The sequence below is a fragment of the Legionella pelazae genome, from assembly GCF_052527395.1.
Genome location: NZ_JBNVZS010000006.1, coordinates 66,701 through 89,188, shown reverse-complemented (window position 1 = coordinate 89,188; position 22,488 = coordinate 66,701). Strand labels below are relative to the sequence as shown.

The following is a 22,488-nucleotide window of genomic DNA, read 5'->3' as shown; positions in this document are numbered from 1 at the left end:
TATAAATTAACTACTTATAATTTTCTACCTTATAATTAGTTTAATTATTTTAATTTCTATTTAAAACTATTTAATGTACAAAAGTTAGGTTTTTATTAAGCCTATAAGGAAATAACTAATGCACCCAGTTTGTAATTTACTTGCTAAATTTGCAAATAGTTTTGATATAAAGGATTGGCAGGGCTTAGAAGATACTTTGGCTGACAATATCGAATGCAATTATCAAGATTTACGAGGCGAAATTAAAACTTATGCTAAAAAAGACTATGTTGATTCTAGAAAAGCAGCACTAGCTCATCTTCACACGCAGCATCTTTTTTCAAACTTAGAGATTGATTGTCAAGGAAACGAAGCTTACTGTCGATTAAGTGCGTTGATTTATAGAAAGGACAAAAAGGGCAAACAGTTTAACTCCCATGTCATCTATAATTTTGTATTAGTTAATAAAACACAAGGTAATAACTGGAAAATCTCAAAAATAAAACAAGCTGTTTTATGGAATGAAGGTGAGTCCGTAATTCATAAAGGATTGAGGTAACTTTATTGATGAATATAAGTCTTTTTAAAATCCCTTACCAACAAATAAAATCACTATAGCTTAGTTCAGTGCCAAACTATAATAATTCCTTGCCTGCGCAGGCATCACTGATAATGCAACTATCTTGTCATACCCGCGCGGCATTGTTGCGTGGATAATGGTGGATAATAAATGTCTTTCCCGCGCAGGCGGTATCCATCCAAGCTCATTCAATACTTAAGTAGAGTTACTCAAGAACTGTTTTACTTAATAAGTAGGTTTATTAAGCTTTATTAAGGACAAGCCTCTTGTTTCACCTTCTTTAAGAGTCACTTTAATTTTTGTACTAAGACCAGCGGTATTAATAAAAAGCAAATAACGGCCTGCCGCTAAGCCAGTAGCATAAAATTCACCATTTTCGGTGATCGTTAATGGAATATGCGGTTGTAACCAAGGCTCATCTTGATGATTTGCTAATGCAGATTCAGCTATAAATATAATGTTGCCTGTTGTTAAACCAGACCAAGGCAATACTCTACCAATTAGTCCTGTTTGCTTATTATGAGGCAGGGGTTCTAAATTCACGACAGGGATAGGTTGTATGGATTTATTATTTAACTTAATTCGAGCTGTTTGGTAACCTGCTAGATTAAAATTAAGCTCTCGATTATGGGGATGGCCGACAAACAAACCATGAGAAAAAATTTTTACGTCAACCCCAACCATCTGCGGTAATTCTGGACCTTTAACATTAAGTTGGCCATAAACGATTGGTAGCTGATTAGCAGTAAGTAAGTTATAGGCATACTGATCTATCTGCTCAGCTATACTTTGGCCATAATAATGAGCTAACCATATTATCCATTGTTTGAACTGTTTACTATCCTCTTTACTTGGAAGAATTAATTCTAAACTTGACCAATCATTATTTACTTCTCTTAGAAGATAAGCCTGAGTTAACTCGATTTCTGATAGCGGTGAATTAAGATTATACGTCTTTATGAGATAACCAGCTATTTCAGAAGCTCTTTGTTGTTGCTTAGCGCTTAAACCATTTCGATAGACATCTAATAATTTTTCTTTTTGCGGATAAGTTGTAGGTAGTAAAGAGGTATAAATGAGTTGCCATGCGAGCGCATAAACTCTGTTTTGTTTTATAATTGTACCAAAATAATAATTACGACTAACAGACCATGCTTGATAAAGGAAGTAATCTTTACGTAATAATTGAGCATCTTCGAATGACATTGCTAGCACTGGCAATGTCATCCAATAAAGAAATAAATAAAATAATCCCTTATTAATACTTTTCACAATTGATAATCATTAAATAGTTACCCCAGCTGGTAACGAATGATAGGTTGCCTGATAGACTTGTAATGCGTCTGCGGCCGCTTTATGCAAGCCTAAAGCCTTATTAGCTCGATAAAGAATAATCAATGCTGGCTGAACACTTGGGGCTTGCGGGTAATTTTTAATTAAATAGCTAGCTCGCTCTGCTGCAGCGACATATCGTTTACGTTCAAAATAATAATTTGCCGTGTTTAATTCACGCTGGGCAAACATATTGCGTAAATAAATCATGCGTTGCAGAGCATTATCTTTATACTTACTTTCTGGAAAACGCTGAACTAACACAGCAAAGTCTGCGTAGGCTTGCGCTTGCGTTCCAGGGTCGCGCCATGATTCATCTAAAGGTAGAACGTTAGCAAACGTGCCTCGATTTTGCTGAAAATTAGCCATTGCTTTCATATAATAGGCATAATCTACTCTTTTAGCGCGTGGATAAAGGTGGATAAAGCGCTCTGCTGTTGCGGCTGCTGAAGCGTAATCTTCCTTTTGATAGTAAGCATAGATTAAATCTAATTGGGCTTTTTCAGCATACTCACTAAAAGGATACATGGTTTCTAATGCTTCAAGGCGCTTAACCGCAGCACTATATTCTTTTTTTGCCATTGCATCTTGTGATTGCTCAAAAATTTGTTTAGCAGTCATCCCTTTATAAGGACCATTATCATCGACTTCATTTCCCCACCATGATACACATGAAGTGAGTAACAGAATTATCATAGTAAGGGTCAATGCTAAAATACGTTTCATAAAAATACCTGTAAACAGTTAATGCATACTAATGTAGAGAAAAGCCATTATACTCATCCTCTAACAATTACAAAACTTTATCATTAAAACTTAAATGAAGATTTAACTAAATATAAAAAGTAACTCATTATTTCAAAAAATTATTTGCAAAGGTTTAATGGTTGTTATAGTATTCGCCGTGGAGAGATGGCAGAGCGGTCGATTGCGGCGGTCTTGAAAACCGTTGAAGGGCAACCTTCCCAGGGTTCGAATCCCTGTCTCTCCGCCAGAGTAGAGCTTCCTTTAATTTGTTCATCTCACTTAAACCTGCTGCCAATTTGCTTTTTCTCTAAATAACTTTTTCAAGTCTTCTTCTTGTTTTAAAATTGGACGAGCTAAATTAAATACATCGCGTGATTTTTGATAGTAAACGCCTAATGGAACAGGAAAATCAGGGTAGGTAAGTTGAGCGAGACGAATGGCATTTATAAAGCTATGAGATTGATGTGTATAAATATCTCCTATTTCATCAAGCTTATACTCAACTATTTCCATTTTATCTTCCCGAGGAATAAGCGCCCGTTGCTGGCTAGCGCCAAATAACAACGGTTTTCCTTCAGAAAGAAGAACGGTTTTTTCAGCTCGATTTGTTTTCACCGCAAAGCTATCAAAAGCACCATGATTAAAGATATTGCAATCTTGATAGATTTCTACAAAGGAACATCCTTGATGAGCGTAAGCCTGCTTTAGGATAGAAATTAAATGATTGGGATCTTTATCAACAGCTCGCGCTATAAAAGTCGCACCTGCAGCTAGTGCTAATAAAATAGGATTAATTGGCTCATTACTAACCCCAGCAGGTGAGGTTTTTGTAATTTGTCCTTTTTGCGAGGTTGGAGAAAATTGACCTTTAGTCAGTCCATATACTTGATTATTAAATAATAAAATGTTGACATTAACATTTCTTCTTAAGCAATGAATGAAATGATTACCGCCAATACTTAGGGCGTCACCATCACCTGTAATAATCCATACTGTTAAGTCTTCTCGCATGGCTTTTAAACCAGTTGCCACTGCTGGCGCTCGGCCATGAATAGTATGAAAGCCATAAGTATTCATGTAATAAGGCAGGCGTCCAGCGCAACCTATTCCTGAAATAAAAACATGTTGCTCTGGCGGTAAATCCAATTCAGGTAGTAATTTTTGCAGTGCGGCTAAAATTGCATAATCACCACAGCCGGGGCACCATCTTACTTCAGCTTTACTTGTAAAATCCTCACGCTTGAAATTGTTGTTCATAGTTAAGTTCCATTTTAATGGCTTTAAGCAATGTACTTACAGTAAAGGGTTGACCGTTAGACTGACTAATTGAATGAGCATCAATTAGATATTCTCCACGAATAATTTGGCACAATTGCCCTGAATTTAATTCCACAACAAAAACTTTTTTATAACGAGCGAGACAGTTTCCTAATTCGTTGGGTAAGGGATTTAAATGACGTAGATGTAATAAGGCTAAACCTAATCCTTCCTCGCTAGCTTGTTTAACAGTTGACTTAAGACTGCCATAAGTACTGCCCCAACCAATTAATAACGTAGTGGATTGCTCATCACCTTCTATAGTTAATGCAGTATATTCTCGAGCAATGCCTGCTACTTTTTGTGCACGTAAATTAATCATTTTTTGGTGATTATCAGGATCGTAACTTACTTTACCCTCTTCACCTTCTTTCTCAAGCCCGCCTATTTGATGAATATATCCGGGACTACCAGGTATATTCCAACTACGAACAAAATATTCATCTCGCTCATAGGGTTTAATAAAACGATTAAATTGCATGATAGGTACATCAAGAGATTCTACTGGCGGTATCTTCCAAGGCTCCGCTGCATTTGCTAGATAAGCATCTAATAATACGATGACAGGCGTCATGTAAGAAACAGCTATTTTAAATGCCTCAAGAACTGTATTAAAACAATCAGCAGGCGATTGAGCCGCAATCACAGGAAGTGGTGCTTCACCATGACGTCCATACAGGGCTTGTCTGAGATCACTTTGTCCCATCTTAGTAGGTAACCCTGTAGAAGCACCTGCTCTTTGAACATCAATAAGCACCATCGGAAGTTCAGTAACAACAGCGAGCCCTAAGCTTTCACTTTTTAGGTCAAGCCCCGGGCCTGAAGTACATGTCATTGCCAGACAGCCGCCAAAGGCCGCACCAAGACATGCGCCAATTGCTGCAATTTCATCTTCTGCCTGGAATAACTGCACGCCATAATCAACTAATTTAGCGCATTCATGTAAAATAGCCGATGAAGGAGTAATTGGATAACCTGCTACTAATAAAGGAGTTTTTGTTTTTACAGCGAGAGTCGCTAGTGCAAGGCTAATGGCCTCAACACCTGTAATTTGTCTATATTCACCTTTTTCACGATTGACTTGCCCAAGCATAAAATGCTGTCGACTTAATTCAAGCGTCATAGCATAATTATATCCTGCAAGTAAGGTTAATTCATTTGCTTGGGCCATTAAGGGATTTGTTTTAAATTTTTTCTTAATAAAAGAAAGACAATTCTCCGTTGGCAAATCAAATAACCATAAAACTAAACCCAGAATATAAAAGTTCTTTGCCCTTTTAGCTTGGGCATGACTTATATCGAGCTCTTTTAATGCTTGTAAGGTATAACTTATTAAAGGCAAACTAATGACTTGATAAAGGGCTTTTTTTTCTTCTAAAAAACTATCTGTAAGCCCTGCTTTTTGCCAATCTTTTTCTTGGAAACTATCTTCATTAATAATCAATAGTCCGCCTTGAGACAAGTAGGAAATTGAATTTTTTAAAGCTGCAGGATTTAAAGCCACTAAAACATCAAGCTCCTCACCAGCAGTAAAGATGGCTTCCTCTGCCATTGCAAGCTGAAAGCCAGAAACACCAGAGACAGTGCCAGCTGGTGCTCTAATTTCGGCAGGAAAATCAGGTAAGGTTCGAACATCACGTCCAGTTAAGGCAGCTGTTATAGTTAGCTGCTCACCTAATAGTTGTACACCGTCGCCTGAATCTCCTGTTAAGCGAATAATAATTGCATCATTCATTGACATAATTTCTAGCTTCCACCATTAACTGGCGCATATGCCTTACTGCATCCTTTAAACCAGTAAAAAGCGCTCGGGCAATAATGGCATGGCCAATATTTAATTCATGTAATTCGTTAATTGCAGCGATGGGTTTAACGTTCTGATAATTTAAACCATGTCCTGCATTAACAATTAATCCAAGTTCGTGAGCATGCTTAGCAGCAACTTTAATTCGAGCTAATTCTTCATTTCGTAGCGCAAGTGTTGAAGCATCTGCATAAGCACCTGTATGAATTTCAATAACAGGCGCACCTGTTTCAGCGGCTGCATTAATTTGTTTTATATCAGGATCAATAAATAAAGACACCTCACTACCAAAACATTGCAAGCGCTTTACAGCTCGAGTTATTAAGTCAAAATTGCCTCTAACATCTAAGCCGCCTTCTGTAGTAAGTTCGGCACGCTTTTCAGGTACAAAACAAGTATGCTCGGGCAAAATTTCTTCCGCAAAATCTAGCATAGCATCAGTCACTGCTAATTCTAAATTCATTCTTGTTTGCAACACTTGTCTAATTAACTGTACATCACGCGCCTGAATATGCCGTAAATCTTCACGCATATGCAATGTAATACCATCAGCACCTGCTTCTTCTGCCTCAATAGCTGCTTGCACTGGATCAGGGTAGCGTGTGCCGCGTGCTTGCCTAACTGTTGCAACATGATCAATATTAACGCCTAATAAAATTTCTTTCATATTTCACTCACAACTTAAAAAAACAACAAACTATATTATGAAACTAATTGTGTGAAATAAGCTATGTTTTTTTTAAAGTTAAATTGATTGTTACACAAGTGATGCAATTTTTAGTTTTTTTTCTTTAATGCTAGCTAACAATTAGTCATATCAAGATAATTTGTATTATTTATTTACTTTCAATACCAAGCTAAACATGGATGCTCGCTTACGCGCACTACTGTCTGGATAAGAGAGAAAACAGAGGATAGGCTGGGTTAAACAAAGTGCAGCCCAACAAACTATGAATATGTTAAACGCTTTATGACTAAAACTGTTGGGCTGCGCTATGCTTAGCCCAACCTACCTTTGCTTATTTAATAGAAATATGAATTAGGATTTTGCCATATTTATCTTAACCAACTACTTCGCACCTACTTTAAATAAACTTCTTGAGATTAATTTACGACCGTCTAAGGCGTGATTAATGGCATGGCGCATAATATATTTTGCAACCTTTAAATAATGGGCACTATTTAACTGCCCACTGCCAAGCGCTATTATATCACTTCCCAATAACCCTTCTTTAGCCGGAATAAAACCGTGGCCTGCAACAAATGTATATCGCTTTTTTACATCAATTAATTCAAATGAATAGGCTTCATGCTCATAAGAAAAAGCATAACCACAAATTTCTAGTAGGCGATACTCGAAACGTCGTAATATTGCTTCAATCTCTAAACGCTCATGTACATTAGCTAGAGCTTGCAGAGTATATTCATAATTATCATAGAAAGCTGGCTGGGACTCGGTGTTATCTAGTAAATAATAAATAAGTTCATTGATATAAAGTCCTGCAAATAATGCGATTCCCTTAAGGATTAAAGGTGATGAAGTGTTCTCAAGTTGCTGGATATAACGCCACTGTGATCTAGGTTGCTGATTAACTGATAGCCATAAAGGTATAAAAGGTTGTAAAAGGGTCTGCTTATTGGGTAAGCGCCCTCCTTTATAAATACAAGAAATAATTCCTTGCTCTCGAGAATAAAAAGTAGTCTTTAAACTTGTATCACCTAAAGGTTGCTTATGAAGCAACCAAGCGCTGAGGGAATGATTAGTCATAACCCAATTGCTTTAAGAAACGCTCATTATCGGCCCATCCTGACTTTATTTTACACCAGCACTGTAGAAACACTTTTTTACCTAATAATTTTTCAATATCCAGTCGTGCCGCTGTAGCAATCTCTTTAAGTTTCTGGCCTTTTTCACCAATAATAATAGGTTTATGATTAGCTTTATCCAGCATAATTAAAGCATGAATGCGCACTAATTTTTCTTCTTCTTTAAAGGATTCAATTTCAACTGTGGTTGAATACGGAATTTCTTGCCCACAAAGACGGAATACCTTTTCTCGAATCAATTCAGCACATAAAAAGCGAGTAGAGCGATCAGTCAACTGATCATCAGCAAATAAATGCGGCCCTTCAGGGAGAAAATCTTTTAGGCATTTTTGCAATTCTTCAACCTGAGCGCCTGTTTTAGCAGATAAAGGAATGATGGCAGCAAACTGATGATATCGACTTACTTTCTCTATCCAAGGTAATAGCTGCGCTTTATCCGTAATTTTATCAATTTTATTAATAGCTAAAATACAAGGAACCTCTGCTTGTGCAATTAATTTTAAAACCTTCTCATCTTCATCCGTCCAATGTGTACCATCTACTATAAATACTGCCACATCCACATCTCGCAATACGCTGCTTGCTGTTTTATTCATTAGCCGATTAATTGCTTTTTTTTGATTCTGATGAATACCCGGTGTGTCAACATAAACAAATTGATACTCGTCAACTGTATGAATACCTAAAATACTGTGCCTAGTTGTTTGTGGCTTACGAGAAGTGATACTTACTTTGTATTGTAAAATATGATTAAGTAGCGTTGACTTACCGACGTTTGGTCTACCTACTAAAGCAATATAGCCACAATAACTTGTCATTTACTTTCAACCATGTTTATTTTTAAAACATTTTAGCATGTATTGAGTGCTGGGTTAAGTCTAATAAAGCTTTAAAAAATAGAGTAACGAAATAATAAAGCAAAAAATTAAACATTCATAAAAATATTTAATTGAGGGTTTGAAAAGGATGCATAGGAGCGTTTGCTTTAGAGTTTAAAATATAATCAATATACTCATTTAAATTACATTTACGCTTTAACAAGGGACTGTAATACCGGCTTAAATAAATGCAAGCAAAATAAAAAAGCTCATTTAGCGTGCGTCTTCTTTGGTTAGGTAACTGAATGTCATCAACAGTTAAACCCCAATTTGAATAAAAAGGAAGGCCATAACAATAAACTTTAATCTCTGCCATTAAAGCAAAAAAACCAATTATAGAATTCACTACATAGAGCTTTTCTACCTGTGTCATTAAGGAATAAAGATCATAATCAGAGTTAACAAAGTAGATATTCTTATATTGCTTTAAATAAAGCCTTAAGCTGGCCTGATTTAAATAAGTTCTCTTTCTATGCTTTAGATGAGGCGAATAGATTAAAATATCGTAGTGTGGGCACTCTAGAAGCGCTTGCTCAAGGAGCCTTTTAAAGGATAATTCTGTCGTTTTATTTTTAGCTTCTCTGAATTCATCGATTAATAATAACTTGGGTCGATTTTTAGATCCTACAATTTTTGGTTTATGTGGAAGTGTAAGGGTTGTAAAGAAATGACTAGAAACTATTCTATCTATACAATGCTTTGCTTCATTTTCTTGTAGAGGTGTTAATTCAATATCACTGTTTAACAGGCTTTTTAAGCGATTAATTTGATTTTTTCTATCATAGAATTCCATATCATCTAGAGTAATTGAAGTCCATTGATCGCCATAATGAATAAGGCCACGATCGAGGTAGATTTTTGGTAATTGTTTTATTGACTCGTTTGCTAAAGGATTTCGCTTTCCCTTGATCAAGCAATCTACCTCAGTCAAGAGAATAAACTGCTTTCTCTTAGGCGAAACAATTGTTTTAGCATTTAATAATTCAGCAATATAATCGAATCGACTGCCTTCTTTAGGAAAGTGCACGAAATCAACTGGTGGCCCTTCGTTAGAAAGAATTCGAGTAACAGGAGGTGGTATCATTTTTAATGGCTGCTCAACAATTTTTTCAAGGTGCTGATTAATGCGTGTTGTAGCCTGACCATCAAAACCATTTAAGGAGAATGATTGAATTGCCCATTGAGTAGGCATAGGCTTTTCAAACTGCTTATCTTGCAACCAATTATTAAGTGTTGTTATCAGTTCTTGCTCACTAAAAACACATTTAATACCTGCTCGCTGCCAATCCTCCTTAAAATCAAAATACTTAACTGATAAGGATCGTTTCCCCATCAATAGTGCTTCAAATAACATTGTACTGTTAATTGATATGATCACATCTGCATGGTAAATGGCTTCTTCTGGTTCAAAACAGTAAGCTGGGTTTGGCGAATCAATAAGAAAATTAGCTTCATGCATTTGATTAAAAAGTTGCTTATCGCCAATGATGTAGCCTGTAGGAGGACACCGTAAAATAAACTCATAATTTTTTTGTTGGCAATAATTGATTAGCTGCGTAATGATAGTACGTTGCGCTTGGATTGCCATTTGATGATTGACTTGAAAATCTAAACTTTGGGCAGCAAATAAAACAATAGGTTTGTCCTCATTTAATTTTGCTCGCTGACAAAATTCACTATGTGAGAATTTTGGTTGATAATGGTAGTAGTGATCGAGTTTTGGCGCACCAACAATTTGGATCCGATCTGAAGGATAGCCACGACTGGTAAAAACATCCTTTTGTAATTGTCCCCAACACAATACATAATCGCATAGGGGCGTATTAATACCCGTTAATGGATGAAGATAATATTTATCACGATTAAAAAACACAGATTCATGTGGAATGAGAATTGTTTGAATATTTAAACGCTGACATACTCTAATCATTTGGCGTTGCAGCAACCCATAATCAAAGGTGAAAACTATTCCTGCTATATCGGATGCAATAGGTTCTAACCAATTTAATAAAATTTTGTCTAAAATAGGCTGAGCGTACCGAGCTAAAAAAGTAATTTTTTTACGATTTTGGATTGTTTTAGTATTTGTAAAAATGGGTAACGGCAGTAATCTAAAATGCGTCGCTGAATTATCTAAATGACTCATTAATTTATTGGTTAGCGCTTCTATCCAAGGTAGGTAAAGGTAACAGGGTTGCTTCTTACATAATTCGATGTAGCTTTTTGTTGGTTTGACCTGAATCAAATTAGACTTGCTAATTAATTGAATCTTAATTTGCCTATGTAAATACCTTATTAAACGGGTATACTCCTTGACTACAGGCAATGCAGTAAGTAATTTTAAAGATCTTTTGTAATTCATTTGTTTAGTTAACATGATTTACTGTTAAGGTTATTTTTAAATAAACTGCCATTATGGCTCTACTTGCACTATTAATTTAGACTTTAAATGGCTATCGCTACTTTCGCTGCCAATGCTAATTGATAAAGTATTGTCGTCATCATACCGGTTAGTTTAATACCGCTTTCCGTTTGCTTAGGTAAGACAATAAGTTGATCACCACCTTGCAAGCCAACTTGCCCTGAATGCCAAGTGTGTTTGACCACTTGAACTTGGCCATTTTGTCGAATTAAAAGAAATTCAGATTGATTAGCTGTTTTCTGAAAACCGCCTGCAGCTTGAATATAATCGATGAGACGGTAGCTAGGATTAACCGTCAGTGAAATAGAATTCACTACATCGCCGCTTATGGTGACGACAGAAGATTTAATTGGAATGTTAATTACATCATTATTTTGTAATAAAATACTATCCCAGTGGTCTTTTGGACCTAAAACAACTTGGCCTTTGGTTTCCACTTGTTTAGCTTCTTGGACAAATTTAGTAATAAGTTCTGAGCGAGCTGCTTGAAGTTTGGCGTCATCGCCAGTGAAAGTCTCCCCCGTCATTGTTTGACGCTGTAGACGTGAGAGGTTAGCACTTAATGCTTCCTTTTGTTGCTTGGCTACCGATTCACGAAACAGTTGCACATTATCTATATTTGCATTCGACGCAAGCGGTAGAGTCTTTAAAAATTGCCCTAGGGTGGTGCCTTGTTTGACGACATATTGATGTGGACCCTTGACCTGCCCTTTCACCGTAATTAAAGTTTGTTGAACTTCTTTATCAGCTACAAACGTAATGCGATCGCCTGCTTTAATACGCACCGGTTTGGATGCGCGAATTTTCTCATATAAGAAGGTTGGCTGTGTCCCTTGATTACGTTGAATGCGTACATAAGTAGCTGTTGGCTCAACATTGGCTAAATGCATTAATGTGGAGAGCGGTGTTTCTTTGTCAAGCAACTCATATTGATAGGGACTTTTAACATCCCCTGCCACTGAGACAATGTACTTTTGAGCGCGTACTAAAATTGTATCGCCTTGATGCAACTGAAAGGGATTAACATTACCTTGTAAGAGAAAATCATACAAATCTACTTGTCGAAGCGGCTTACCATTACGAATCACTGCAATATCACGAAAACTGCCTTCGCTTAAGTTAATGCCACCTGCTGCACATAAGAAATAAATCACTGAATCAGACGACAGCCCATCATAAAGGCCTGGGGAATTAACAAAACCTGCCACATATACTTGCACTGGTTGAGCAGTGACTAAATCTGCATAGAGATTAACTCCTTTTTTAAAGCTCTGTTTAACATGCTGTTGAATAACCTCATTAACCCGCTGATTCTCCACGCCTTCAACTTTTACAGGTCCCACTTCCGGAATGAAAATATTGCCCTGACTATCAACGGTTAATTTCTGCGACAACTGATAGGCGCCCCATAATTGCACATTCACTTCATCACCAACAGTAATTCGATATTCAGGATTAAAAAAGCGCGCTTGATGTAAGCGCTCACATTGACGCCCAAAAAGATTGCGCCCAAACACCGGCAGCTTTTGATTTAATACAGCGCCCATGTGTGTGGTAGATTTTAAGTGAATATTAGTCTCTTCATCATCAGCCGGATCATTGCCTTCATCGCCACTATTGCTTGGTGCTGAAAAACCTGTTGCCGATATACTAGCTGTATTTTTAGCTTGCTCAACGGAAGTTTTTTGTACTTGCTCTACTGAAGAAAGCACCGTCTCGGGTGGCTTGACCGACGGATTATTTTCCTCAGCCAATACCATTAAGGGAAAAAGTATTATTAAAAAAATAAGTTTTTTTATCAATTCTTCTTACTCCCGGACTAAAAGCCTAATATACCAATGCGCCATGGTAAAAAATCCAATACTGAAAATAATTCTTTAGCTTTAAGGAATAATTGAATCAAGTTCCTAATTGAAAGTGACTTTAAGACAATAAAAATTTGAAGCTGCTGAGAGTAACTGATGTCAACAGGTATTAATGTGGTTTCTAATCTAATAAATTTTCGTAACTGCTTCAATGCCTAATCCATTTTAAATAGAACAATCCAATATAAATCCAACTAATCATATGCTTGTAAAGATTAAGTTTCATGGTAAGCATAGACAAAAGCATATTAAGGGATTTAAATCTAATCTGCAAGAAGTCTTTTTAAATAGGAAAGCAAATAAATTAGCTTGCTATTGCCTAATTAATGAAGGAATAATTTATTATTAGTAGCTGGATGCTCATCAATAATAAATGGTTAATTTAAAAGAAATAGTAGAGACTATTCATATGGAAATACCCCTACAAGTGCGTCCATTAAACCATGGCGTGGGAACAACATTCATTGGTTCTATTAGTGGTGCTCAAGCGGGTACAGTAATCTTTGGTTATTATAATATGGATTATCGTCTTCCTAATGGTGATTACCTGCGAATTATTGCTAACCATAATAAGTCAATTCCTCAAATTTTGCTGTTTACTCATGACCCACAAAAATTAAAACAACTGCCTGGTAAACGGCGAGCTTCCTTGATTGCTGAATGTATAAGACAATTAAGTAGTTATTTAACTCGCTCAGACAGCTATGTCAAACCACGTCATATACATCAAGAAAAGAAATATCAGTTTGCTAGACAATGCCTTCTTTCACTGGAAAAATTACTTAAAGAGGAGCGAAGTCTATTTAGTCACGATTGGGCAGGGCAAGAAAAGCTGCGTACTAAAGTGATATCGCTTATTGAGCAATGCCGTGATCAGAATAGATTGCTTGCTAATAGTCCTATAGTCTCTGAGGGTTATTTAGGTCGTATTCTTTACGGTGCTAAGCAAACAGCACAATATTATCAATTTAATCGTGTCTTTCCTGTTTCAAGATTAGATCAGTTAGATTTTACAGAAGTAGCAAACAACTTTACGGCTGAAAAGAAACCTTGTTTTGTCTGGGATAGCGAAATTCATATTAAACAAGATGAGCAAGAGCTTAATAATACCTTACGGGTAATTTCAGAACTTTATGGATTGGCATTACCTTCTTCCCTTTATAATATTCCCGCTAATCGATTTGAGCGTTTAGGCGCTTTTTTTAGTAAGCTTTATAAAGAAGCTAAACAATTAGCCAGTCATCTAGCCAAAAAAAACCAGCCTGTTTATGAAAAACAGGTTTGGACGCGTAGTGATGGGCTAACCCTGACAACGATTAAGCCGTATTACCGCTTTAAAGGCTTAAATCAAATAGGTCACTCTACCTTAGAGGCGTTAATTAATGACCTTACTCACTTAAATCAACCGGGTTACGTCGCTAACTCGAAAGAGCAAGCTTATGAAGTCCTAACGACTAAGGCTAATGGTCATTGGGTGCACTTACCTTGCGAAAATCAAGTCATTATCCGAATAAAAAATAATATGGTTGCACTGCATTATTTTAAGGAAAATGAGTTATTTTATCCTATGCCCAGCGGTGAAGATTTAGTGATACTAAGTCACTTATCAAAGAAACATCTTTTTCTGCCGGAAAAAATAAACTTACAATTTAAAGCTTTTCTTTCCTGTATTCCTAAGTTTTTTAAATATATTTTTAATAACTTAACGCTCTTTTTTAGAGATTTACACACTGACTTTGCTAACCATATTCATAGCGGGTATCCGATTAATAAAGAAAAGCAAATCGCCCCAGAAAAACCGGCTTTGTTAAAATCAATTGTAGAAATTATGATTGGACATGGTTTATTAAAAAATGGTCAATCATTAGAGGAATTTATACAAGAACATATTGGCAAAAATAATTATATTATTGTTAGGGAAGAGCATGTCCCTCAGTTAACTTTCTATAGCAATCCACTGCACAGACTTCTTAATATAGCACGTCACTTCGCAATGTTCTTTGTTAGTAAAAGTGAGGAAAATCCCCTTATCGGATCCCTCGCTATGCTTGCCTATCTTTATGGCGGTGGCGCTATTATTGCACCTGACGCTTTAAAAGCATTATTACTTAAACTTCACCTAAATGGTCTAATTGCAGGAATTGAGCCTACTCAAAAGCTTGGGAAATGGATGAGTCATGGAACACTTTCTGAAGCTATTTCGGCAGCTGTCATTTACTGGCAAGGAATAGTGGTTTCTGGCAATCTGGATGATTTTTTTATTCAAACGATTACAGCTTTACGTGATAATCCTGCTGAAATTGCTATTATCTTAGCCCTTGCTCTAGGTTTAGGCTATGGCTTATGTAAAGCCATTCCTGCTTTACAAAAAGAAATGGGACCTCATCCTGAAATTAATTATTTAGCACTAGGCGCCAAAGGTGGCGCTGCTATTTATGATACTGTTATGCATCCTGGTGATGATTGGTTACTAGGGACCATTAAGTGGTTTTTTAGAGGCGCAGCGACATTTGGTAAAATAGTCTTAGGTCCGCTTATCGAAGCACACTATTATGGCTATCCTGGGTTTTTAACAGGTATTAAAAAAAGTGCCAGATTAGCTAGCTTATTTTTAAGACAAATTGGCGCTGCAGTACTTGATTTATTACTCGCTTTAACCACCGTTTTTTTCTTAGAAATAGGAACGATGTTAATTTACGTTCCCTTTCGTGGCCTAACTAATTTTGTTAGTCGCTTTTTAGGGACATTAGGTGGGTTAGAATCAATTGGCAACACTTTCATTGCTTTTGCTAAACGACCAGGAAACTGGAATTTTTTAGCCGGTTTAAGATTAATGCCACTTTACGGCTATACTAATCCGCTGCGAACTTATAGTAAAAACCCTTTTTTAAATTTCTTAATGAATGGCTTTTGGTTAATTGCCTTACCGGCTCTCCAAACCTGTAAGAATTTTATCCTTCTACCTTGTATTGATGTTTTATTTTTCCTTACTCGCTTATCCTTAACTATTTTTAACCCCTTAAGTCGCTTTGTAGCTTACTCTTTAGGTTTAGTTATTCTTGCTGTTGCTTCTATTTGGGATGAAACAATAGGACCTCTATTTCGCCTAACTGCCAAGGCAATTACCTACAGTAGTAATTGGCTTGAACAACAAGTTGGCTTTATTAAGCAGTTCTCTTTAACAAAGATTCAGATTTGTCGGCAATATTTATATTGCAAGATTTTTGCAGATGAAGATAAACAGCTCTTTCAAACGCATAAAGATAGTGATTATTTTCTTGAAAACCCAATTCGTATTGACCAACTTGAGCATACAGTTTCTAATAATAGTCAACGCTTCCTTAATGTATTGTTAAGCACTATTTCTCCTTCTGACCCAATTTTAGCAGATCCTTTACCATCCTCCTCAAATGAGGAGATACACCATGCTGCTTTATTTGTTAAACAAATAAAACAGCAAAATCAAATAACGCCTTTAAATGAAACAAAACTATGTATTTAACTTTAAACACAAATTTCGAATAACAACCGCTTAAAATCAAGAAAAATCAATGAGGGCAAGGCAAAACTAGACAAAAGTACAGAACTAGTAGTGCTCATTTGGGCATTTCTGGCTAGTTTTAACGAAACTATCGTTGATTTATTAAAGATTTTAGGTAATTCTTATCTGAAATTCGCGGTTTAAATAAGCTAGATTAGGTATAATTTAAATTAAGGCGTTTCAATTGAATATAATGCAAGGAATTAGGCATGATTGTGGTTAAAAATCTAAATAAAGGATTTACCTTAATTGAATTAATGATTGTGGTTGTCATTGTAGCTATATTAACTATGATCGCTTACCCTAGTTATCAGGATTATATTACTCGCAGCAGGCGTGCTGATGGGCAAGCTGCTTTACTTGATTTAGCAAGTCGCCTGGAACGGTACTATGCGCAGCAAAATACCTATCAAACAGCAACAATTGGCACAGGTAATGCAACGGATGTAAGAGCAACTAATTTATCACCCGAGCAATGGTATACTTTATCGATTACAGCGCAAACGCCTTCTAGTTATACGCTACAAGCTGTACCTAATAACCAGCAAGCAACCAATGATACGCGTTGCCAGACCCTAACTTTAAATAGTTTAGGTGTAAAAGGTATTACTGCAGGTCCTGCTGGCGTGCCGACAGGCCCGGCGTCTAGGTGCTGGTAAATTTGTTTAGTATTTGTTACAAAAATAATCAAAAAGGCTTTCAACAACACAATTACTTGGATATAATTATATTAGATTATAAATAGGCGTAGCTATGGCAACTAAATTTAAACTTCCTAATAAACTCACGCGGCTTGGTGTAAGTTCGTTAACATGTAATACGGAGATACCTTCGGATATAGAATTAGAGCGCCGGGGGCCAACTGTTATAACTGGTGCTGATTTAGACCATTTTCTTGTAAATACCTTACAAGACCGTAACGCAGAAGAAATTTTAAAACAATTACCTCAAAAGGGCTTTCAATATGCAAATGATGTCATTGGATTCCTAAATACTACAGAAACTGGCAAGGCTGTTCGTGTAAAGATAGTAGAAGAATTCATTAAAATGATTGAGGAAGAAGAGCATATACGTAAAGAAGTTATGGAAGATGAAGCACGTCATCACCAAATGTTAGCTTATTTGCTTCTTAAATTGGCTGATAAAGAAGATGAGAAGAATTATAAACAAATCTGTGAATATGCCCAAGAGCAGATTGAAAAAATACTTCAACGTGATAAAGATAGGCAAAAGTTTCTTAATGCTCAAAATTCTAGTGAGTTAGACGAGACCCTAACATACACTAACAATCTCATAAAAGAAACTGAAGATGAGTTAAAGGACAAAACGGATGAGTTAACTATAGTTGATAAGGAACTCTCTAAGATTGACGAGTACGGAAAAAGTATTAATTCGCGCTATCGGGCATTTGAAACTGGTTTAAGTAATTTAGAGAAAGAGAATTATAAATTTGACCCTGCTAATCCCGCCAGTAAAGATGCAGCTAGAGGTAAGATTGCCAGACGTATAGAGGGGCTTCAAGCCGAAGTAGAAAAGCAAAGGCTCGAAATTGAGACATGCCTTATTAATGGTGATGATAAAAAAGCCATGGATAAAAAGCCTGCATATATTGCATTATACGTTCAAGTTGGTGAATTGCAAGACATGCTTGATGTGTATGATGGTGAGGCAACGCTTTATGATAAAGAAGGTAATAAAGTAGATTCATTTGACGATGCTACTTATTATATTCTAAGGCCTGATCAAAAGTTTATTAAGGAGAATAATACGCTCCTCCTAGTTGATAAAAAGACTGACTTTAATAATGAAAATTGGAAAGAAAAAGCAGCTAATCGTACACGAGACTCATTAATAATGTCAAAACTTATCAGCGAAACTGAAAAAGCAGAGAATAAATTTCATCAAGAGAGAAAGAGCAACACTAGTGAAAGAAAAAGTACCCTTACCCAAGAAATTACGCAGTTAAAAACTCAACTTCAGCAATTACAAGCGGCAAAAGCAAGTATTGAAGCTGAACTACGTAATAAATCTAATCCTAATTTAGGAAGAGCCGCCGCCTTAGGAAATTTAAGGCCTAGTAGTAATGGTAGTGATCCACATAAACAATTACAATCTATTCTTGGTCCCGCAGTAGCTGATGATTTTCAAGCAGCAAGCAATCAGGAATATCTAAGGCAACAATCTAACGCAGCCATACGTTCGCCAAGAACATGAGCTTTTCACCTACCTAATGGTAGGTGAATTTTAATTTTTCAATTTCTCTATAAAGAATCACTACTCATAGAAAATTTTTTATGAAAATCAAGATAATCTAAATGCTTCAGACACTTGCTAAGAAGCGCTAAGTCTTCTACCATTAGTGCATCGCCGTTTGTTCATGAAGAGTATAATGACTGATAAATTATTTAACACACAAACAATTATTGTGACGCTAGATGTTGATGCATTACTTTTTAATAGGCTTCAACAAGTTACCCAGGCAGGCTTCTCCGCTGTCGAGATTAATACCCATGATGAAACGTTACTCAAATCTATTTTGCAGCAATTTCCAAAATTACGGATTGGGGCAGCCAACGTTATTAATACTCAGCAGTTAGAAAATTGTTATCAAGCAGGCGTTCATTTTGTCTCAAGCCCAGGTTTTTTACCCGCTATTGCCCAAACTGCAGCAATTTACTCAGTTAATTATCTACCTGGGGTCGCTACGATTTCTGAAGCAATGCAGGTTATGGCTCTAGGCTATTATCAGGTACGTCCTTACCCATCAACTTTATCTTTTTGTGTGTTATTAAATAGATGCTTACCTATGTTACGTTTATTTCCCATGGAGGTTGAGTGGGATGAGGCTGAGCATTATTTATCTTTACCCTCAGTCGATGCAGTCAGTATTTTAAATCCAGAAGCAACCCAATTAAGCACGTTGTCTACAGCTATTTTTGCTTAAATCAATTAACAATAGAAAAGCGCCTATACAAATGGCGCTATCTGCTATATTAAACACGGGCCAATAGAAATTTTTATAATAGACTTGAATAAAATCAACGACATAGCCGATTATAGCTCGATCATATAGATTGCCGATGGCGCCCCCTAAAATTAGGCTTATACCTGCTAGTTGTAATTTTAAATGCTTTGGCGTACGTAAAAGCCATATCAATAGCACAGCGCTCATTATTAAACTAAATATGGCAAATAACCAACGTTGCCAACCACCTGCATTACTTAAAAAACTGAATGCTGCACCTGTATTATAAGCCAAAGTAAAATTAACCATAGGCAATAAGGGCTCAGGTTGATAAGGTAATAATTGTGTTGCAGCCCAAAACTTAGAAAGCTGATCAATAACAATAACTAATAGACTTAAAAGTAACCAAGGCCATTTCTTCATGCGAAATATCTAACCTCATCATTTCCAGTTATATTGTTTATACAGCGGCGACATAAATCAGGATACTCTGGATTTAAGCCAATGTCATCAGATCGGTGCCAACAACGCGCACATTTCTCCATCTCGCTTGCTTTAACGGCAATCGCTAAATCCAATTCCGCATTGATAGTAAGTTCAGCTGGCTTATCATTTAGCGGCTTAACTTGGGCTGAAGAAGTAATTAATAAAAAACGTAACTCGTCACCCAATTGCGATAATTGCTGCTCTAAATCAGGATTGGCATAAAGTGTTACTTCAGCTGCCAAGGCTGAGCCAATAACGCCTTGTTGGCGTTGTGTTTCTAAAGCTTTATTCACTTCATTGCGAACATTTTGTAAACGTTGCCATAAATTCATATCAACACTGTTAATTTCAGGCCATGCTGTATACCAGGTTTCTAAGAAAACCGACTCTATCGTTTGGCCAGGGATACATTGCCATATCTCTTCTGCTGTAAAAGAAAGAATCGGTGCAAGCCAACGTGTTAAGGCTTGTACAATATGATACATAGCTGTTTGGCAAGAACGACGTGCCAAACTATTTTTAGAAGTGGTATATTGCCTGTCTTTAATCACATCTAAATAAAAACTACCCATATCTACAGCACAGAAGTTATGAATTTTTTGGTAAATAATGTGAAAATTATATTGTTGATAGGCAGTTAAAATCTCTTCCTGTAACGCTTGTGTTCGCTTAATAGCCCAACTGTCTAGCGCTACTAATTGTTCAGGTGCTACAAGATGACTTTCAGGTTCAAAATCGACTAAATTAGCTAATAAAAATCGCGCTGTATTACGAATTCGACGGTAAGCATCACTGGTTCGTTTGATAATCTCTTCAGAGATGCTCACTTCATTACGATAATCGGTTGAGGAGACCCACAAACGTAGCACATCAGCGCCATACTGATTAATCAGTTTATCTAAAGAAACATAATTACCTTTTGATTTAGAAAGCTTTTTGCCTTCAGCATCGACTGTATAACCATGCGTTAAAACAGTTTTATAAGGTGCATGGCCATACATTGCAACCGCGGTTGTTAGTGATGAGTTAAACCAGCCGCGGTGTTGGTCTGAGCCTTCAAAATAAACGTCAGCTGGTAAACCTAATGATTGATTTTGCATTAGAACACTATAGTGGGAAATACCTGAATCAAACCATACATCTAGGGTATCCGTTAATTTATCATAGTCATTAGCATCTTTGCCTAAAAGCTCTTCTGTATTTAAGGCAAACCAGGCCTCAATACCTTCTTTCTCAACTCGCTTAGCCACTTCTTCAAGTAGTTCCAATGTATTTGGATGTAGTTGTCGTGTTGCTTTATGAACAAATAGAGGAATAGGTGTTCCCCAAGCTCTTTGCCGTGATATACACCAATCAGGTCTGTTTTCAACCATATTGGTTATACGTGGTTTGCCCCATTCTGGAACCCAATTAACATATTCAATTTCATTTAAAATATGTTGCCTTAAGCCATTTTGATCCATAGAGATAAACCATTGCGGTGTAGCTAAAAAAATCATTGGTGTTTTATGGCGCCAGCAGTGTGGGTAGCTGTGGTTGATAAATGTCTTATGAAGAAGCCTATTTCTTTCACCAAGCAAATCAATTATTTTTTCATTTGCTTTTAAAACGGATAGTCCTCCAAAGTACTGCACGTCTTCTGCATAACAGCCATTGCCCACGACAGGATTTACTAAAGGTAAATTAAACGCTTGCCCTACCTTATAATCTTCAACACCATGGGCAGGTGCTGTATGCACACAGCCTGTACCTGATTCGGTTGTTACATGCTCACCTGTGATAATAGGGACCAACTTCTGATAAAAGGGGTGTTGCAACTGTAGATGAGTAAAGCTCTCGCCAGGAAGCTTTCCAGCAGATTGATAATCTGAAAACCCATAGCGATTCATTACTTGTTCAACTAACTCTTCAACAATTAAAAAGTAATGTTCACCATTATCAACTAAGCTGTAATTTAATTTAGGATTGAATGTCACTGCTTCATTGGCAGGCAAAGTCCAAGGTGTTGTAGTCCAAATAGGCACTATAACAGGTTTAACTGGCAGCGCTTGCCCAAATAAACTAATAACTTCATTAGGATTATCTGCGTAAAATGCAACGTCAATAGAAGGCGACGTTTTATCTTCATAATCAACTTCAGCCTCAGCAAGTGCGGAACCACAATCAATACACCAATGAACTGGTTTAAAACCCTGCTGCAAATGACCATTTTCAATAATCTTACCTAATGCTCGAATAATATTCGCTTCATAATTATAGTTGTAAGTTGCATAAGGCTCATTCCAATCACCAAAAACACCTAACCGTTTAAACTCTTCTCTTTGTATATTAATCTGACTTTCGGCATATTGACGGCATTTAATACGAAATTCTTTAGCATCAACTTTAATGCCTGCTTTACCTATTTTTTTCTCTACATTTAATTCTATAGGTAGGCCATGGCAATCCCATCCAGGTACAAAAGGGGCATCAAAACCACTTAATGTTTTTGATTTAACAATAATATCTTTTAGAATTTTATTTAAGGCATGACCGCAGTGAAGATGGCCATTGGCATAAGGTGGACCATCATGAAGAATAAAACGTTCCCCTTTTGCTCGTGCCTGTCTAATTTTTTTATAAATATCTGTTGAATACCATGTTTCTAAAAATTGCGGCTCACGCTGAGCAAGATTGGCCTTCATCGGGAAAGCTGTATGAGGTAAATTAAGGGTATCTTTATACTCTGCCATTCTATAACTACTC

General features: G+C 36.6%; 16 protein-coding genes and 1 tRNA gene. 6 read left to right on the top strand and 11 right to left on the bottom strand.

Translation table 11 applies throughout. The features are described 5' to 3' along the window. Window positions 1-118 precede the first annotated feature (118 nt). Entirely contained in the window at window positions 119-538 is a 420-nt protein-coding gene (locus ACQUW5_RS08165) for a nuclear transport factor 2 family protein (RefSeq protein WP_444990738.1), read from the top strand. Between the two features lie 246 nt (window positions 539-784). Here the strand turns inward: ACQUW5_RS08165 and ACQUW5_RS08160 are convergent, their stop codons facing one another. Together ACQUW5_RS08160 and ACQUW5_RS08155 are read right to left on the bottom strand one after the other, a co-directional pair. Then, a complete protein-coding gene (locus ACQUW5_RS08160; RefSeq protein ID WP_444990736.1) occupies window positions 785-1,831 on the bottom strand; it encodes a hypothetical protein in 1,047 nt (348 codons plus the stop codon). Between the two features lie 12 nt (window positions 1,832-1,843). Continuing rightward, window positions 1,844-2,617, bottom strand: a complete 774-nt coding sequence (locus tag ACQUW5_RS08155) for an outer membrane protein assembly factor BamD (protein ID WP_444990735.1) — start codon at window positions 2,615-2,617, stop codon at window positions 1,844-1,846. A 180-nt stretch (window positions 2,618-2,797) separates the two neighbouring features. Here ACQUW5_RS08155 and ACQUW5_RS08150 point away from each other — a divergent pair. Further along, a tRNA-Ser gene (locus ACQUW5_RS08150) sits at window positions 2,798-2,885 on the top strand. Between the two features lie 32 nt (window positions 2,886-2,917). On the opposite strand, the gene ACQUW5_RS08145 is transcribed toward ACQUW5_RS08150, so the two are convergent. The 7 genes from ACQUW5_RS08145 to ACQUW5_RS08115 all read right to left on the bottom strand — a co-directional run bounded on the left by ACQUW5_RS08145 (window position 2,918) and on the right by ACQUW5_RS08115 (window position 12,688). Then, window positions 2,918-3,895: a 2-oxoacid:ferredoxin oxidoreductase subunit beta gene (locus ACQUW5_RS08145; protein WP_444990734.1), complete on the bottom strand. Its 978-nt coding sequence runs from the start codon at window positions 3,893-3,895 to the stop codon at window positions 2,918-2,920. Next, entirely contained in the window at window positions 3,873-5,696 is a 1,824-nt protein-coding gene (locus ACQUW5_RS08140) for a 2-oxoacid:acceptor oxidoreductase subunit alpha (RefSeq protein ID WP_444990733.1), read from the bottom strand. The genes ACQUW5_RS08145 and ACQUW5_RS08140 overlap by 23 nt, the downstream gene beginning before the upstream one ends. Next, window positions 5,683-6,426, bottom strand: a complete 744-nt coding sequence (gene pdxJ, locus ACQUW5_RS08135) for a pyridoxine 5'-phosphate synthase (protein ID WP_444990732.1) — start codon at window positions 6,424-6,426, stop codon at window positions 5,683-5,685. Before pdxJ ends, ACQUW5_RS08140 begins: the two co-directional genes overlap by 14 nt. Before the next feature lie 402 nt (window positions 6,427-6,828). Continuing rightward, on the bottom strand, window positions 6,829-7,527 hold the full coding sequence (recO, locus tag ACQUW5_RS08130; protein WP_444990731.1) for a DNA repair protein RecO: 699 nt from the start codon (window positions 7,525-7,527) through the stop codon (window positions 6,829-6,831). Next, entirely contained in the window at window positions 7,520-8,404 is an 885-nt protein-coding gene (gene era / locus ACQUW5_RS08125) for a GTPase Era (protein ID WP_444990730.1), read from the bottom strand. Before era ends, recO begins: the two co-directional genes overlap by 8 nt. 127 nt (window positions 8,405-8,531) lie before the next feature. After that, window positions 8,532-10,841: a capsular polysaccharide export protein, LipB/KpsS family gene (locus ACQUW5_RS08120; protein ID WP_444990729.1), complete on the bottom strand. Its 2,310-nt coding sequence runs from the start codon at window positions 10,839-10,841 to the stop codon at window positions 8,532-8,534. Between the two features lie 68 nt (window positions 10,842-10,909). Continuing rightward, window positions 10,910-12,688 carry a polysaccharide biosynthesis/export family protein gene (locus ACQUW5_RS08115; protein ID WP_444990728.1) on the bottom strand — a complete coding sequence of 593 codons (1,779 nt, stop codon included), beginning with the start codon at window positions 12,686-12,688 and terminating at the stop codon, window positions 10,910-10,912. A 436-nt stretch (window positions 12,689-13,124) separates the two neighbouring features. Here ACQUW5_RS08115 and ACQUW5_RS08110 point away from each other — a divergent pair, with 436 nt between their 5' ends. The 4 genes from ACQUW5_RS08110 (at window position 13,125) to ACQUW5_RS08095 (ending at window position 19,236) form a co-directional block, all read left to right on the top strand. Next, window positions 13,125-16,253 carry a hypothetical protein gene (locus ACQUW5_RS08110; RefSeq protein WP_444990727.1) on the top strand — a complete coding sequence of 1,043 codons (3,129 nt, stop codon included), beginning with the start codon at window positions 13,125-13,127 and terminating at the stop codon, window positions 16,251-16,253. Window positions 16,254-16,501: 248 nt separating this feature from the next. Next, window positions 16,502-16,951, top strand: a complete 450-nt coding sequence (locus ACQUW5_RS08105) for a type IV pilin protein (protein ID WP_444990726.1) — start codon at window positions 16,502-16,504, stop codon at window positions 16,949-16,951. Between the two features lie 94 nt (window positions 16,952-17,045). Continuing rightward, complete coding sequence (locus ACQUW5_RS08100; RefSeq protein WP_444990725.1) at window positions 17,046-18,506, top strand: hypothetical protein; 1,461 nt, start codon at window positions 17,046-17,048, stop codon at window positions 18,504-18,506. A 172-nt stretch (window positions 18,507-18,678) separates the two neighbouring features. After that, on the top strand, window positions 18,679-19,236 hold the full coding sequence (locus tag ACQUW5_RS08095) for a beta/alpha barrel domain-containing protein (protein WP_444990836.1): 558 nt from the start codon (window positions 18,679-18,681) through the stop codon (window positions 19,234-19,236). Here the strand turns inward: ACQUW5_RS08095 and lspA are convergent. Next, window positions 19,204-19,680, bottom strand: a complete 477-nt coding sequence (gene lspA / locus ACQUW5_RS08090) for a signal peptidase II (RefSeq protein WP_444990724.1) — start codon at window positions 19,678-19,680, stop codon at window positions 19,204-19,206. The two genes, ACQUW5_RS08095 and lspA, sit on opposite strands and share 33 nt — an antisense overlap. Beyond that, window positions 19,677-22,475 (bottom strand): isoleucine--tRNA ligase, encoded by a 2,799-nt coding sequence (gene ileS / locus ACQUW5_RS08085; RefSeq protein ID WP_444990723.1) that lies wholly within the window; start codon window positions 22,473-22,475, stop codon window positions 19,677-19,679. The genes lspA and ileS overlap by 4 nt, the downstream gene beginning before the upstream one ends. Window positions 22,476-22,488: the final 13 nt, after the last annotated feature.